This is a genomic window from Paracidovorax citrulli, from assembly GCF_900100305.1.
In the GTDB taxonomy this organism is placed as follows: Bacteria; Pseudomonadota; Gammaproteobacteria; order Burkholderiales; family Burkholderiaceae_C; genus Paracidovorax; species Paracidovorax citrulli.
Genome location: NZ_FNEY01000004.1, coordinates 182,868 through 197,682, shown reverse-complemented (window position 1 = coordinate 197,682; position 14,815 = coordinate 182,868). Strand labels below are relative to the sequence as shown.

Genomic DNA, 14,815 nt, shown 5'->3' with positions numbered 1-14,815 from the left:
TCCGGGCACCAGGGCTCCCGGCAGCCGGTGCGCCGGTCAGGCGCCGCCGATGCCGACGGTCACCCGTCCGGTGCCGGCGCATTCGGTGCAGGGCGCGCCTTCGCGCCGGCCCGAGCCACCGCAGGCGGGGCAGAGGTTCTCGCCCGTGCCGGGCGTGCCGGGTGCGGCTTCGTCCCCCGGCGCCAGCGGGGGCGTGGCCGGGCTCGGATCGCGTCCGCCCTGCCCCGCGGGCTGGTCGGACGCCCCCGGCTGCGGCACCGGGCCGGCCGGGGCGCCGGCTTGCGGCGTCTCATTGTCGAACGCCGCTCCCGGGTCCTCCTCGCCCGCGACGGAATCGGCGAAGGACAGGGGATCGCGACCGGGCTGGCCACCCGGAGGCTGCGGGTTCGACGGGGACGGCATGGGGGAACTGGACGATGGGGTGGTCATAAGGAATGTGCCTCCTGAAGGAAAGGCGGATCGGGGCGCCAGCGCGGCGCCACAGCCCGTCCTCCGGTTCGGGCAATCCGCGTTCCCGGATGCGGCACCGGCAGCCCGGCCGGGCGATGCCGGCTCCGCTCAGGAACCGGCGCCGGCCGTGTAGCGCACGGCACGCGGCGGGCGGCACAGGCCCCAGAGCGCGATGCCGGCCTGCGCCGCCAGGTCCACGGCCAGGGAGGTGGGTGCGGAGACGGTGGCGAGCAGGGGGATGTCGAGCCGGGCGCATTTGCGCACCAGCTCGTAGCTGGCGCGGCTGGACATCACGACGAAGCCGTCCTCGCCGGAGCGCCCCTGCAGGGCGAGGCGGCCGATCAGCTTGTCGAGCGCGTTGTGGCGCCCCACGTCCTCCAGCAGGTCGGTGAGTTCGCCCTCCGGCGTGGCCCAGGCCGCGGCATGCAGGGCGCCCGCGGCGGCGTTCAGCACCTGCAGGGCCGGCATGGCGGCCACCGCGCGCAGCACCACGCCGGCCGGCAGCGCCGCGGCCCAGGGGCGCGCGCGGACGCGTTCGGGCACGAGGTCCAGCGCCTGCAGGCTGTCGATGCCGCACAGGCCGCAGCCCGTGCGCCCCGCCAGTGCCCGGCGCCGCTCCTTGAGCCGCGCGAAGCAGCGCGTGGCGATCTCCAGGTGCACCTCGCAGGCCACGCCCCCGCCTCCGGCCTGCGGGCCGCTGCGCGAAAACACCTCGATGCCGCGGCAGTCCGCGGGCGTGTCGATCAGCCCCTCGCTGAGCGCGAAGCCCAGCGCGAAGGCCTGCAGGTCCGTGGGCGTGGCCATCATGACGGCATGCGAGAGGCCATTGAAGACCAGGGCGACGGGGACTTCCGACGCCACGGCATCGTCCAGCCAGGCCAGGGCATCCTCAGGCATCGCCCCGGTAGCGGCCGGCAGGTCGCCGGACACCCCCGCATGGCGCTGCACGGCGCGCGCCACCACGGGCTCCGGCACGGGCGCGGCAGCCGCTTCATCGCCCTCGCCATCCTCGCCGCCCAGCGCCCCCGGACCGCCGGCAGCGGCCGGCATGGTGCATGCATCGGCGCCCCTGCTGGCCGCCGCCCGCACGCGCCCGGCCCCGGTGAGATGGGCCAGCCAGCGGTCGCCATCCTGGGCCACGCGCACCCATCCCGGCCCCGGCGTGCCGCCCAGCACGGCGTCGCCGAGCAGGTGCAGGCGGCGCAGCACGGCGCTGCCGGGCTGCCCCAGGCGCTTGGCGAGGCGCGGCAGGGACACGCCCTGCGGCGCGTCGAGTTCGGCGAGCGCCGCGAGCAGTGCAGCGGTGAAATCGTCGTCCGGAACGGTCAAGGCGGGCTCAGACGGCGGCGGGCGCCACTTCGGCGGACGGGCCTGCTGCCGTGGCCCCGGCGGCGCTGGGCACCAGCACGACGGGGATGGACTTGGAAGTCGGCGTGCCCGCGTTCAGCGCCACGGACGACAGCGGCACCAGCGGGTTCGTCTCGGGGTAGTAGGCCGCGAGATTGCCGCGCGGGATGTCGTAGCCGACGAGCTTGAAGCGGTCGGCACGCCGCTCCTGTCCGTCGCTCCACACGGTCTGGATATCGACCCAGTCGCCGTCCTTCATGCCCAGCGCGCGGATGTCCTCGGGGTGGATGAAGACCACGCGGCGCTGCCCATAGACACCCCGGTAGCGGTCGTCGTGGCCGTAGATGGTGGTGTTGTACTGGTCGTGCGAGCGCGTGGTGAGCAGCGTGAACACCACGGTGTCGCGCGTGCGGGCGCGGGCCTGGTGCACCGGCGTGTCCTGCGGCACCGGGTGGGCCACGAAGACGGCCTTGTGCGGCCCGGTGTTCCAGATGCGCTCGCTGGCCGTGTTGCGCAGCCGGAAACCGCCCGGCACCGCGATGCGCCGGTTGAAATCCTTGAAGTCGGGGAACACCTGCTCGATCTTGTCGCGGATGCGGGCGTAGTCCTCGATCATCCAGAGCCAGGGAACGCGGCTGCGCGCGCCCAGCGTGGCCGCGGCCAGCCGCGCGACGATGGCGGGCTCGGACAGCAGGTGCCCGGATGCGGGCGGGTTGATGCCCACGGAGATGTGCACCATGCTCATGGAGTCCTCCACCGTCACGCCCTGCGGGCCGGCGACCTGCATGTCGATCTCGGTGCGGCCCAGGCAGGGCAGGATCAGGGCCTCGCGCCCGTGCACGATGTGGCTGCGGTTGAGCTTGGTCGTCACGTGCACCGTGAGGTCGCAGCGCTGCAGCGCCTTCCAGGTTTCGTAGGTGTCCGGGGTGGCGGCGGCGAAATTGCCGCCCAGCGCGAAGAAGACGCGCGCCTTGCCGTCCAGCATGGCCTGGATGGCCTCCACCGTGTCCACGCCGGGCTCGCGCGGCGGCTCGAAGCCGAAGACCTCCTGCAGGCGGTCCAGCAGCGCGGCCGGGGGCTTTTCCCAGATGCCCATGGTGCGGTCGCCCTGCACGTTGCTGTGGCCCCGCACGGGGCACGGGCCCGCGCCCGGGCGGCCGATGTTGCCGCGCAGCAGCAGCCAGTTGACGATCATCTGGATCGTCGCCACGGAATGCATGTGCTGTGTGATGCCCATGCCCCAGCAGGCGATGACGCTGCGGGCCTGGCGATAGACCTCGGCGGCGGCCCGGATCTGCGCCTCGGACAGGCCCGACTCCTGCTCGATCAGCGCCCAGGACTCGGCGCGCAGGTCCGCCAGCAGCGCCTCGACGCCCGTGGTGTGCTCCCGGATGAAGGCATGGTCCAGCACGCCGCCCTCGCGGTCCTCGGCCTCCACCAGGTGCTTCATCATGCCCTTGACCACGGCCAGGTCGCCGCCCACGCGCACCTGGAAGTAGTGCGTGCTGATCGGCGTGGAGCCCAGGGTGGCCATCTCCATCTTGTTCTGCGGGTCGGCGAAGCGCTCCAGGCCGCGCTCGCGCAGCGGGTTGAAGCTCACGATCTGCGCGCCGCGCTTGTGGGCCTCGCGCAGCTCGCCCAGCATCCGCGGGTGGTTGGTGCCGGGGTTCTGGCCGAAGATGAAGATCGCGTCGGCCTGCTCGAAATCCTGCAGCGTGACCGTGCCCTTGCCCACGCCGATCTGCGGGCGCATGGCGCTGCCGCTGGGCTCGTGGCACATGTTGGAGCAGTCCGGGAAATTGTTCGTGCCGTATTCGCGCACGAACAATTGGTAGAGGAACGCGGCTTCGTTGCTCGCACGGCCCGAGGTGTAGAAGATCGCCTGGTCGGGGTCGGGCAGCGCGTTCAGGTGCCTGGCGACGAGCGCGAAGGCGTCGTCCCAGGCGATCGGCACGTAGCGGTCGCTCGCGGCGTCGTACACCATGGGGTGCGTGAGGCGGCCCTGGTCTTCCAGCCAGAAGTCGCTCTGGGCGGCCAGCTCGGCGACCGTGTGGCGCGCGAACAGTTCCGGCCCGGCGCGACGGGCGGTGGCCTCCGCCGCCACGGCCTTGGCGCCGTTTTCGCAGAACTCGAAGGTGGAGGCATGGTTGCGGTCCGGCCAGGCGCAGCCGGGGCAGTCGAAGCCGTCGGGCTGGTTCGCCGAGAGGAGCGTTTTCGCGCCCTTGAGGGGAATGTCCTGCCGCAGCAGGGTGTTCTTCACGCTGTTGAGCGCGCCCCAGCCGCCCGCAGGGCCTTTGTAGAACTCGATTTTCTGTTCGCTCATCGTGGTCTCCTTGGAACGGAATCATCGCGGATGGAGGGAGCTTGCCCGCCGGCACCGCGCCGGACACATCGCCCGGAAGGCTACGCCCGATACCCCGGCCCTCGCAGGCGCCGGGTTATCGCGGCGCCCGCAGGGGCCGCCGCCGGGAACGCGCCGTTGCCGCGCGTTCATGCGGGCGTCCTGAATTTCGCGGCCGCGTCGGCCAGCCCCGCCGCCTGCTCTCGCATGCGCAGCGCCGCCGCCGCGGCCTGCTCGACCAGGGCCGCGTTCTGCTGGGTCATCTGCTCGATGCGGCCCACGCTTTCGTGGATGCCCTCGATACCCTCGCTCTGCTCGCTGCTCGCCGCGGCGATGCCCTCGATGAGCCGGGTCACGTCGCCGATGGAGCCGGCAATCCCCTGCATGGAGGCACGCGCGGCATCCACCAGACCGCTGCCGCCGTCGGCCCGCTCCACCGAGGCCGCGATCAGCGCGCGGATTTCCCGCGCGGAGCCGGCGGAACGCTGCGCGAGCGCGCGCACCTCCGCCGCGACCACGGCGAACCCCCGGCCCTGCTCGCCCGCGCGCGCGGCCTCGACGGCCGCGTTGAGCGCGAGGATGTTGGTCTGGAAGGCGATGCCGTCGATGATGCCGATGATGTCCTGGATGCGGTGGGCGTCCTCCCGCATGCCGGCCATGGTCTGCACGACGCGCTCGACGGCCTCGCCGCTCTGGGCCGAGGCCTGCGAGACTTCGCCCATCAGGCCGTTCACCTGCCGGGCATGCTCCGCGTTCTGCGCCACGGTGGCCGTGAGGCGCTGCAGCGCCGAGGCCGCGGCGTTCAGCTCGCCCGCCTGCCGTTCGGTGCGCGAAGCCAGGTCGCCGTTGCCTTCGGCGATCTCGCGCGTGGCCACCCGCAGCGCCTCGGCACCCTGGCGCACCTGCGTGACCAGTCCGGTGAGGCCCACGCCGATGCCGTTGATCGCCTGCAGCATCTGGCCCACCTCGTCCCGGCGATCGACGTGCATCTGCGTGGTGAGGTCGCCCGAGGCCACGCGCTGGGCCGCGGAGCAGCCCTCGGCCACGGGCCGGGTGATGCCGCGCCGCGCGAGGGCATGGACCACGGCGGCGACCACCGGCGGCAGGGCCACCGAGACCGCGAGCCAGGCCGGCTGCAGGGGCGGCAGCAGCATCCAGGCCACGGCGCCGATCGCGTACTGCGCGACCACCACCGACAGCGCCAGCCGCGCCGCAGCGCCCAGCGCGGGAATGCCGCTGACATCCAGCCCCACGTAAAGCACGCCCACCACATGTCCCGCCGCATCGCGGACCGGGTCGTAGCGGGTGAGGTTCTGCCGGCCGAACACCGTGGCGTAGCCGGCATAGGAGCGCCCCGTCGTCAGGGCGCGGTAGGCGGGGTGGGAGCGGTCCAGCAGCGTGCCCACGGCCCGCTCGCCGTCCTGCTTGCGCACCGACGTGGCGATGCGCACGAAGTCGTCGCCCTGGCGGGCGAACACCGTGGCGCGCACGCCGGTCTGCGCGGTGAAGCGGTCGATGGCCGCGAAGTCGCCGTTCAGGACGCGGCCGCCGCAGCGCAGCACGGGCGGCTGGCCCGCGGGAGCGGGCTGCAGCTCGAAACCGCCCCGCAGGACCGCGGCGAAGCCCCGCGCCGCTGCGCGGATCCGGCGCGCGAGGCTTCCAGGCAGCATGCCAGCCTCGCCTTCAGTGGAAGAACTTGGCCGCGCTCACCAAGGTCTTGTAGATGCCCCAGGCGAGCGGGATGCCCACGGCGGCCCAGGCGAAGGCGACCAGCGCCGGGCTGGTGGTGCCGCCGGTGCCGGTGCCGGTGCCCACCTCGGCCGCCACGGCCTTCTCGTGGGCGAGCTTCTTCTCGTGGGCCAGTTCCTCGTCGCTCATGAACCACTTGTCCGCCAGCGGGCGCACCATCAGGTTGGCGATGAGGCCGATCACCAGCATGCCCACGAGGATGTACATGGTCTGGTTGTAGACCTGCTCGCGCGGGATGCCCAGGCCGAGCTGGTACTCGCGCATGTAGTTCACCACGACCGGGCCCAGGATGCCGGCAGTGGCCCAGGCGGTGAGCAGGCGGCCGTGGATGGCGCCCACGAACTGCGTGCCGAACAGGTCGGCCAGGTAGGCCGGCACCGTGGCGAAGCCGCCGCCGTACATGGAGAGGATGATGCAGAACGCGCCCACGAACAGCAGCTGGCTGCCCGCGCTGGCGGAGCCCGGGATGCTCGCGTAGAGCAGGCCGCCCAGCACGAAGAACACCACGTAGGTCATCTTGCGGCCGAGCTTGTCGGAAAGGCTGGCCCAGAAGAAGCGGCCGCCGATGTTGAACAGCGACAGCAGCGCGGTGAACCCGCCGGCCACGGCCGCGATGGCGGCGAGCTGGCTCTTGTCGAGCTCGCCGAACTTCGCGGGCACATCGATGAGCGAGCCGCCGAAGACTTCCTGCAGCATGGGCGAGGCCATGCCGATCACGCCGATGCCCGCGCTCACGTTCATGCACAGCACGATCCACACGAGCCAGAACTGCGGGATGCCCCAGACGCGCTTCACGTGCACGTGGCGCTGGGTGATCATGGCGTTGGCCGAGGGCGGCGGCGGCGTCCAGCCGGTGGGGGGCACGCGGTAGCCGAGGGCGCCCGCCATCATGAAGACGAAATAGATCAGCGCCATCACCACGAAGGTCTGCATCACGCCGACGTCGGTCGGGGTGGAGAAGATCTTCATGAGGTCCACCGCCAGGGGCGAGCCGATCATCGCGCCGCCGCCGAAGCCCATGATGGCCATGCCGGTCGCCATGCCGCGGCGGTCGGGGAACCACTTGATGAGGGTGGACACCGGCGAGATGTAGCCCAGGCCCAGCCCGATGCCACCGATAACGCCGGAGCCGAGGATCATGAGCCAGAACTGGTGCAGGTGGATGCCCAGCGCCGACAGCAGCATGCCGCCGCACCAGCACAGGGCCGAAACCACGCCGGCCTTGCGGGGGCCCGCGCGCTCCAGCCAGCCGCCCCAGATGGCCGCCGAGCAGCCCAGGAACACGAAGAAGAGCGTGTACATCCAGCCCAGGGTGGCCACGCGCCAGTCGCAACCCGTGGCGAACAGCTCGGCGAAGAAGCTCATGTCCTTCGGGCAGGCCCCCGCGCCCGTGCCGGCGGTGGACAGCGCCTTGGACAGCGGCAGCCAGAAGACCGAGAAGCCGTAGGCCATGCCGATGCACAGGTGGATGGCCAGCGCGGCCGGCGGCACCAGCCACCGGTTGAAACCCGGTCCCGCGATGATCCGCTCCTTGTCCAGAAATCCTGGTCGTGTGTCCGCCATGCCCGCTCCTTGATCAGCAAAAGTACCGCTTTTGTTCCGCGCAATGAAATATCTGGAAACATTTTTCCGGATGCGCGGAGTTTCAACGCTGCGGTTGATCCGCGTCAATAGATCAGGTCATGAGATGTAATTGACTTTTTCTACCAAACGGACGAGTTGCGAAGGGACTGGCGCGATGGCGGACGTCGGGACGGCGCAGCGGATCAGGTGTCCTTGCTGACCGCGATGGTCGGGAACTTCGAGGAAAAATCCTTGGCCTGCGCCGCGACCTTCGCGGCCACCTCCCGCGCCACCCGGCGGTAGATGTCCGCCACCTCGCCGTCGGGCTCCGCCACCACGGTGGGGGCGCCGCTGTCGGCCTGCAGGCGGATCTGCAGGTCCAGCGGCAGGGCGCCCAGGTAGGCCATGCCGTTCTCCTCGGCCATGCGGCGGCCGCCGCCCTCGCCGAAGATGTGCTCGACGTGCCCGCACTGGCTGCAGACGTGGGCGGCCATGTTCTCCACCACGCCCAGGATGGGCACGCCCACCTTCTCGAACATCTTGATGCCCTTGCGCGCATCGAGCAGCGCGATGTCCTGCGGCGTGGTGACGATGACGGCGCCCGTGAGGGGCACGCGCTGCGAGAGGGTGAGCTGGATGTCGCCCGTGCCCGGGGGCATGTCCACGATCAGATAGTCCAGGTCCTGCCAGTTCGTCTGCCGCAGCAGTTGCTCCAGCGCCTGGGTGGCCATGGGCCCGCGCCAGATCATGGCCTGGTCGGGTTCCACCAGGAAGCCGATGGACATCACCTGCACGCCGTGGTTGCGCAGCGGCTCCATGGTCTTGCCGTCGGCGCTCTCGGGCCGGTCCGCGATGCCCAGCATCATCGGCTGGCTGGGGCCGTAGATGTCGGCATCGAGCACGCCCACGCGAGCGCCCTCGGACGCCAGCGCGAGGGCGAGGTTGGCGGCCGTGGTGCTCTTGCCCACCCCGCCCTTGCCCGAGGCGACGGCGATGATGTTGCGCACCTGCGGCAGCACCTGCACGCCGCGCTGGACCGCGTGCGCCACGATGCGCGTGGCGATGGTGGCGGACACCCGCTCCACCCCCGCCACGGTACGCGCCGCGGCCTCCAGTTCGCCCGCCAGGGCGGCTTCCAGGCTGCGGGCCGGGTAGCCCAGCTCCACGGTGAAGGACACGGCGCCGCCGTCGATGCGCAGGTCGCGCAGCGCGCGCGTGGAAACGAAATCCTTGCCCGTGTGCGGATCGCGTACGCTCGCGAGCGCCGCGAGTAGCGCCTGTTCAGTCACTGCCATATCGGTAAATCTCCTTGGGGCCGGGTAGTCTATTCCCTGCCCTCCACCCTCACGGGCCGCAGGACAATGCCGCCGTTCGCGTTTTTTTGCCACCCCGCCCGCCATCCACCCGATGGCCGCATTGCCTTCGAGGATTGCCGCTCCGTGAAACTGAAGATGGCCCCCAACTCGCTTTTCGCCATCCTGCTGCGCTCGCCGTGGTGGGTGAGCTTCCTCGCGGCGGGCGCCATCGCCCTGGCCTGCGGGGCACTGCTGCCGGCGCACGTGGCGCCGTTCGCGGCCGTGGGCGTGCTGCCTCTGGTCGGCGTGGGCGCCATGGCGGCCTGGCGGCAATGGAACGCCCCCAGCGCCGCGCGCCTGCAGGCGGCCCTGGACGAGGCCGGTGCCCTGCCCTGGCGCCTGCTCGCCGACCGGCTCGAGCGTGCCTGGCTTGCCGAGGGCTACGCCGTCCAGCGGCTGACCGGTGGCGCGGCGGACTTCCGCCTCGACAAGGGCGGGCGTTCCGTGCTGGTAGCCGCCCGCCGCTGGAAGGCAGCCACCCATGGCGTGGAGCCCCTGCGCGAACTGCAGGCCGCGGTGCAGGCGCGGGACGGCGCCTCGGGCGCCTACCTCGCGCCACTGGGCGCCGTGAGCGAAGCGGCGCGGGATTTCGCGCGCAGCCACGGGCTGGACCTCCTGGACGGTCCCGCGCTGGCCACCCTGCTGCTCAAGGTCCCGGCCGGCACGGGCCGCTGAACGGTCGTCCCTCCCATGGCAGCCGCGCCGTCCCGGATCGCCGCGCAGCGCCCGGCAGGCCTCGTGCTCACGGGCGGCGGCGCGCGCGCGGCCTACCAGGTGGGCGTGCTGGAGGCCATTTCCGACCTGCGCAAGGCCTGCGGGGCCGGGCGCGAGCCCAACCCTTTCCCCATCATCACCGGCACGTCCGCCGGGGCCATCAATGCCGCCGCCCTGGCCTGCGGGGCGGACCATTTCGACCGCGCCGTGAGGCGCATCGCCCACGTATGGAGCGACTTCCACGCCCAGCAGGTGTACCGCGCGGACTCGTTGAGCGTGATGCGCAGCGGGGCACGCTGGCTCACGCTGCTCTCGCTGGGCTGGGCGCTGGCCCGCTGGCGGCGGATGCGCCCGCGCTCGCTGCTGGACAACGCCCCCCTGGCGGAACTGCTCTCCCGGCTGGTGCCGCTCTCGCGCCTGCCGCGCCTGATCCGCGCGGGCCACGTGCAGGCGCTGGCCGTCACGGCATCCAGCTACACCTCGGGCGAGCACATCACCTTCTTCGAGGCCGCCGACCCGCTCGCACCCTGGCAGCGGCAGCAGCGCCGCGCGGCACGCGGTCGCATCACGCACGACCACCTTCTGGCCTCGTCGGCGATTCCGTTCGTCTTTCCGGCCACCGCGCTGGAGCTGGACGGGAGGACCCAGTTCTTCGGCGACGGCTCCATGCGCCAGTCCGCCCCGATCGCGCCGGCCATCCACCTCGGGGCCGGCCGCGTGCTGGTGATCGGCGCGGGCCGCATGCACGAGCCGGCCGGCGACCTGTCCACGGAGTCCGTGCCGGCTTACCCGACGCTGGCCCAGGTGGCGGGGCATGCGCTGTCCAACATCTTCCTGGATGCCCTGGCGGTGGACGTGGAGCGCGCGCAGCGCATCAACCAGACCCTGGCGCTGATTCCGCCCGAGGCGCGGGCACTCAGCCCGCTGCGGCCCCTGGAGCTGCTGGTGATCGCCCCGTCGCAGCGCCTGGATGCGCTGGCGGCCCGCCACGTGGGCGACCTCCCTGCCCCCATTCGCACCCTGCTGGGCGCCCTGGGCGTGACCGCCAACGAGCGGGACGTGCGCGGCGCCGCGCTGGCGAGCTACCTGCTGTTCGAGCCCGGCTACACGCGCGAACTCATGGCGCTCGGCCGGCAGGACGCGCTCGCGCGCCGCGCCGAGATCTGCCGCTTTTTCGGCTGGCACGACGCGGGCCAGCCGGTCCGGGCACCGGCACGGCAGCCTCTCCGCTGAAAGCGAAAACGTCCGACACCCAGGGTTTCCACCGATGGCACTGCGGTACCTAGAATGATCCGTCCACAACTTCCGGGGAGTTCCTGGCGATGGGCATTTTTGGTTCCTCCAAGGCGAAATCGGTGGCCGACCTCCTGGTCGAGACCCTGGCGCATGCCGGCGTGCAACGCATCTGGGGCGTCACCGGCGACAGCCTGAACGCCATCAACGACAGCCTGCGCCGGCACGGCGGCATCGAGTGGATGCACGTGCGCCACGAAGAGGCCGGCGCCTTCGCCGCGGGCGCCGAGGCCCAGGTCACGGGGCGGCTCGCCGTGTGCGCGGGCAGTTGCGGGCCGGGCAACCTGCACCTCATCAACGGGCTCTACGACTGCCAGCGCAACCACCAGCCCGTGCTGGCCATCGCCAGTCACATCCCCTCCAGCGAGATCGGCCTGGGGTACTTCCAGGAAACCCACCCGACCGAGCTGTTCCGCGAATGCAGCCATTTCTGCGAGATGGTGCAGGACCCGAAGCAGTTGCCCGAGGTGCTGCACCGCGCGATGCGCACCGCCATCGGCCGCCACGGCGTGGCCGTGATCGTGCTGCCGGGCGACGTGTCCACCCTCGAAGCGCCGGAGGGCGCGCGGCCCGATTTCGCACCGCCGGCCCTGCCGCGCCTGCTGCCCGACGCGGCCGCGCTCGCGGACCTCGCCGCCCTGCTGAACGGCTCGGAGGCCGTGACCATCCTGGCCGGCGCCGGCACGGCCGGTGCGCACGACGAGGTGGTGGCCCTGGCGAAGGCCCTGGCCGCGCCGATCGTGCACGCCTTCCGCGGCAAGGAGCACATGGAGTGGGACAACCCGTTCGACGTCGGCATGACCGGCCTGATCGGCTTCTCGTCCGGCTACCACGCGATGCGCGAGTGCGACACGCTGCTCATGCTGGGCACGGACTTTCCGTACCGCGACTTCTATCCGGAAGATGCGACCATCGTGCAGATCGACCGCGACCCCGGCGCGCTGGGCCGGCGCGCGCAATTGCGCATGGGTCTGGTCGCCGACGTGCGCGAGGCCGCCGCCATGCTGGCTCCGCTCATCCAGCCGGGCCGCGACACCGGCTTTCTCGACAAGGCGCGCGAGCACTACCAGGCGGCGCGCAGGGACCTGGACGGACTCGCGTCGCCGCGCGCCGGCGACGAGCCGCTGCACCCGCAGTTCGTGGCGGCCACGCTCGACCGGCTGGCTGCCGACGATGCGGTCTTCACGTTCGACGTGGGCACGCCGGCCATCTGGGCCGCGCGCTACCTGCGCATGAACGGCCGGCGGCGGCTGCTCGGCTCCTTCAACCACGGCTCGATGGCCAACGCGATGCCGCAGGCGCTGGGCGCGCAGGCGGTGCGGCCCGACCGCCAGGTGGTGTCGATCTCCGGCGACGGCGGCCTCGCGATGCTGATGGGCGACATGCTGACCGCCGTGCAGATGAAGCTGCCGATCAAGATCGTGCTCATCAACAACGGCGTGCTCGGCTTCGTGCAGATGGAGCAGAAAGCCGCAGGCTACCTGGACACCAACGTCGCGCTGCAGAACCCGGATTTCAGCGCCATCGCGAACGGCATGGGCTTCCTGGGCCTGCGCGTCGCCCGCTCGGACGAACTCGAGCCCGCCCTGGTGCGGGCGCTGGCCCACGACGGCCCCGCCCTGGTGGACGTGCGGGTGGATCCGATGGAGCTGTCGATGCCGCCGAAGATCAAGGCCGCGCAGGTGAAGGGCTTCAGCCTGTATGCCGCGCGCGCGGTGATGAACGGCCGGGGCGACGAGATCGTCGAGCTGGCGAAAACCAACCTGCTGCGCCGGAGGTGACGGCGGCCGGCGCGGCGCCGGACCGGGGAGGCTCTTAAAATCACCCGTTGCGCCCGGAGCCCTCCGCCCGGGCCGCACTCCCCTCAGAAAGCCCGCTCCCGATGCCCGCACGCAAGATCTTCGTCACCACCGCCCTGCCGTACGCCAACGGCAACTTCCACATCGGCCACATCATGGAATACATCCAGGCCGACATCTGGGTGCGGTTCCAGCGCATGCAGGGCGCCGAGGTGAACTTCGTCGGCGCGGACGACACGCACGGCGCGCCGATCATGATCGCCGCCGAGAAGGCCGGCAAGACGCCGCAGCAGTTCGTGGCCGACATCGCCGCCGGCCGCAAGCCCTACCTGGAGGGCTTCCACATCCGCTTCGACAACTGGCACAGCACGGATGCGCCCGAGAACCACGAGCTCGCCCGCCAGATCTACCGCGACCTGCAGGCCGCGGGCCTGATCGAGACGCGCACCATCGAGCAGTTCTTCGACCCCGAGAAGAACATGTTCCTGCCGGACCGCTTCATCAAGGGCGAATGCCCGCGCTGCCATGCCAGGGACCAGTACGGCGACAACTGCGAGAACTGCGGCGCGGTGTACGCGCCCACCGACCTGATCGAGCCCTACTCCGCCCTCTCCGGCGCCAAGCCGGTGCTGAAAAGCTCCGACCACTTCTTCTTCCAGCTCTCCGACCCGCGCTGCGTGGCCTTCCTGCAGGAATGGACACAGGACGGCCGCCTGCAGCCCGAGGTGGCCAACAAGGTCAAGGAATGGTTCTCGGTGCGCACCAACCCCGACGGCACCACCAGCGAAGGCCTGGGCGACTGGGACATCAGCCGCGACGCGCCCTACTTCGGCATCGAGATCCCCGACGCGCCGGGCAAGTACTTCTACGTCTGGCTGGACGCGCCCGTGGGCTACCTCGCCTCGCTCAAGAACCTGCTGGAAAAGCGCGGCCAGAGCTACGACGACTACGTGGCCGACCCGCAGCTGGAGCAGGTCCACTTCATCGGCAAGGACATCGTCACCTTCCACACGCTGTTCTGGCCCGCGATGCTGAAGTTCAGCGGCCGCAAGACACCGGACGCGGTGTTCGTGCACGGTTTCCTCACCGTGAACAACGGCGAGAAGATGAGCAAGAGCCGCGGCACGGGGCTCGACCCGCTGAAGTACCTGGGCCTGGGGATGAACGCCGAGTGGCTGCGCTACTACCTCGCGGCCAAGCTCAACGGCCGCAACGAGGACATCGACTTCAACGCCGAGGACTTCATGGCGCGGGTCAACAGCGACCTGATCGGCAAGTTCGTGAACATCGCGAGCCGCGCCGCGGGCTTCCTCACCAAGCGCTTCGGCGGCCGGCTCGGCGCGCCCGATGCCGACGGCGCGGCGCTGCTGGAGGCCCTGCGCGCCCAGGCCGGCGCCATCGCCGAGGCCTACGAGCGGCGCGACACCGCCCGCGCCGTGCGCGAAACCATGCTTCTGGCCGACCGCGTGAACGAGTACGTGGATGCGCGCAAGCCCTGGGAACTCGCCAAGCAGGAAGGCCAGGAGGCCGCGCTGCAGGCCGCCTGCACCACCTGCATCGAGGCCTTCCGCCTGCTCACGCTCTACCTCAAGCCCGTGCTGCCGGCGCTGGCGGCGCAGGTGGAGGCGTTCCTGAACGTCCAGCCCCTTACCTTCGCCGATGCGCCCGCCCTGCTGGGCGAAGGCCACGCCATCGGCGCCTACCAGCACCTGATGCAGCGCGTGGACATCAAGCAGCTCGAAGCGCTGTTCGAGGTACCGGCGGCCGCTGCGGCTCCTGCCGCGCCTGCCGCGAACGCGGCGGCCGAAGCCAGTGCCGCGGCCGGTGCCGCCACAGAGGCCCCCGGCGGCGAGCACATCGCCCCCACCATCACCATCGACGACTTCGCGAAGATCGACCTGCGCATCGCGCTGATCGTGAACTGCGAGCCGGTCGAGGGCTCCACCAAGCTGCTGCGCCTCACGCTCGACGTGGGCGAAGGCCGCCACCGCAACGTCTTCTCCGGCATCGCGAGCGCCTACCGCCCCGAGGAACTCGTGGGCAAGCTGACGGTGATGGTCGCCAACCTCGCGCCGCGCAAGATGAAGTTCGGCGTCAGCGAGGGCATGGTGCTCGCCGCCAGCCATGGCGACGAGAAGGCGCATCCGGGCATCCACGTGCTGAATCCGTGGCCGGGGGCGACGCCCGGCATGCGGGTGCGCTGA

The 14,815-nt window shown here is 71.3% G+C and carries 10 protein-coding genes; 4 read left to right on the top strand and 6 right to left on the bottom strand.

The annotated features are described in order from the left end of the window. Positions 1 to 36 precede the first annotated feature (36 nt). From BLR99_RS04445 to apbC, 6 genes are all read right to left on the bottom strand, one after another. On the bottom strand, positions 37 to 429 hold the full coding sequence (locus BLR99_RS04445) for a hypothetical protein (protein ID WP_011796857.1): 393 nt from the start codon (positions 427 to 429) through the stop codon (positions 37 to 39). A 129-nt stretch (positions 430 to 558) separates the two neighbouring features. Further along, positions 559 to 1,500, bottom strand: a complete 942-nt coding sequence (gene fdhD, locus BLR99_RS04440) for a formate dehydrogenase accessory sulfurtransferase FdhD (RefSeq protein WP_052658274.1) — start codon at positions 1,498 to 1,500, stop codon at positions 559 to 561. Positions 1,501 to 1,786: 286 nt separating this feature from the next. Then, positions 1,787 to 4,120: an FdhF/YdeP family oxidoreductase gene (locus BLR99_RS04435; protein ID WP_017439261.1), complete on the bottom strand. Its 2,334-nt coding sequence runs from the start codon at positions 4,118 to 4,120 to the stop codon at positions 1,787 to 1,789. Positions 4,121 to 4,287: 167 nt separating this feature from the next. Further along, positions 4,288 to 5,808, bottom strand: a complete 1,521-nt coding sequence (locus tag BLR99_RS04430; protein WP_046060781.1) for a methyl-accepting chemotaxis protein — start codon at positions 5,806 to 5,808, stop codon at positions 4,288 to 4,290. A 13-nt stretch (positions 5,809 to 5,821) separates the two neighbouring features. Further along, positions 5,822 to 7,450, bottom strand: a complete 1,629-nt coding sequence (locus BLR99_RS04425) for an OFA family MFS transporter (protein WP_017439295.1) — start codon at positions 7,448 to 7,450, stop codon at positions 5,822 to 5,824. Positions 7,451 to 7,653: 203 nt separating this feature from the next. Further along, positions 7,654 to 8,745, bottom strand: coding sequence for an iron-sulfur cluster carrier protein ApbC (apbC, locus tag BLR99_RS04420; protein ID WP_046060782.1), 1,092 nt, complete (start codon positions 8,743 to 8,745; stop codon positions 7,654 to 7,656). Between the two features lie 156 nt (positions 8,746 to 8,901). Here apbC and BLR99_RS04415 point away from each other — a divergent pair, with 156 nt between their 5' ends. From BLR99_RS04415 to metG, 4 genes are all read left to right on the top strand, one after another. Continuing rightward, on the top strand, positions 8,902 to 9,480 hold the full coding sequence (locus BLR99_RS04415) for a restriction endonuclease (RefSeq protein WP_046060828.1): 579 nt from the start codon (positions 8,902 to 8,904) through the stop codon (positions 9,478 to 9,480). A gap of 15 nt (positions 9,481 to 9,495) precedes the next feature. Beyond that, positions 9,496 to 10,752, top strand: coding sequence for a patatin-like phospholipase family protein (locus BLR99_RS04410; RefSeq protein ID WP_011796864.1), 1,257 nt, complete (start codon positions 9,496 to 9,498; stop codon positions 10,750 to 10,752). Positions 10,753 to 10,841: 89 nt separating this feature from the next. Next, the gene (poxB, locus tag BLR99_RS04405) at positions 10,842 to 12,593 is read left to right on the top strand and encodes a ubiquinone-dependent pyruvate dehydrogenase (RefSeq protein WP_046060783.1); all 1,752 of its coding nucleotides are present in this window, start codon (positions 10,842 to 10,844) and stop codon (positions 12,591 to 12,593) included. A gap of 101 nt (positions 12,594 to 12,694) precedes the next feature. Beyond that, positions 12,695 to 14,815 carry a methionine--tRNA ligase gene (gene metG, locus BLR99_RS04400; protein WP_011796866.1) on the top strand — a complete coding sequence of 707 codons (2,121 nt, stop codon included), beginning with the start codon at positions 12,695 to 12,697 and terminating at the stop codon, positions 14,813 to 14,815.

What these genes read in the sequence shown, in the direction of transcription:
- BLR99_RS04410 (WP_011796864.1), top strand. Translation starts at nt 9,496, where the DNA reads ATGGCAGCCGCGCCGTCCCGGATCGCCGCGCAGCGCCCGGCAGGCCTC.
- apbC (WP_046060782.1), bottom strand. Translation starts at nt 8,745, where the DNA reads ATGGCAGTGACTGAACAGGCGCTACTCGCGGCGCTCGCGAGCGTACGC.
- BLR99_RS04425 (WP_017439295.1), bottom strand. Translation starts at nt 7,450, where the DNA reads ATGGCGGACACACGACCAGGATTTCTGGACAAGGAGCGGATCATCGCG.
- BLR99_RS04435 (WP_017439261.1), bottom strand. Translation starts at nt 4,120, where the DNA reads ATGAGCGAACAGAAAATCGAGTTCTACAAAGGCCCTGCGGGCGGCTGG.
- poxB (WP_046060783.1), top strand. Translation starts at nt 10,842, where the DNA reads ATGGGCATTTTTGGTTCCTCCAAGGCGAAATCGGTGGCCGACCTCCTG.
- BLR99_RS04445 (WP_011796857.1), bottom strand. Translation starts at nt 429, where the DNA reads ATGACCACCCCATCGTCCAGTTCCCCCATGCCGTCCCCGTCGAACCCG.
- BLR99_RS04415 (WP_046060828.1), top strand. Translation starts at nt 8,902, where the DNA reads ATGGCCCCCAACTCGCTTTTCGCCATCCTGCTGCGCTCGCCGTGGTGG.
- metG (WP_011796866.1), top strand. Translation starts at nt 12,695, where the DNA reads ATGCCCGCACGCAAGATCTTCGTCACCACCGCCCTGCCGTACGCCAAC.
- BLR99_RS04430 (WP_046060781.1), bottom strand. Translation starts at nt 5,808, where the DNA reads ATGCTGCCTGGAAGCCTCGCGCGCCGGATCCGCGCAGCGGCGCGGGGC.
- fdhD (WP_052658274.1), bottom strand. Translation starts at nt 1,500, where the DNA reads ATGCCGGCCGCTGCCGGCGGTCCGGGGGCGCTGGGCGGCGAGGATGGC.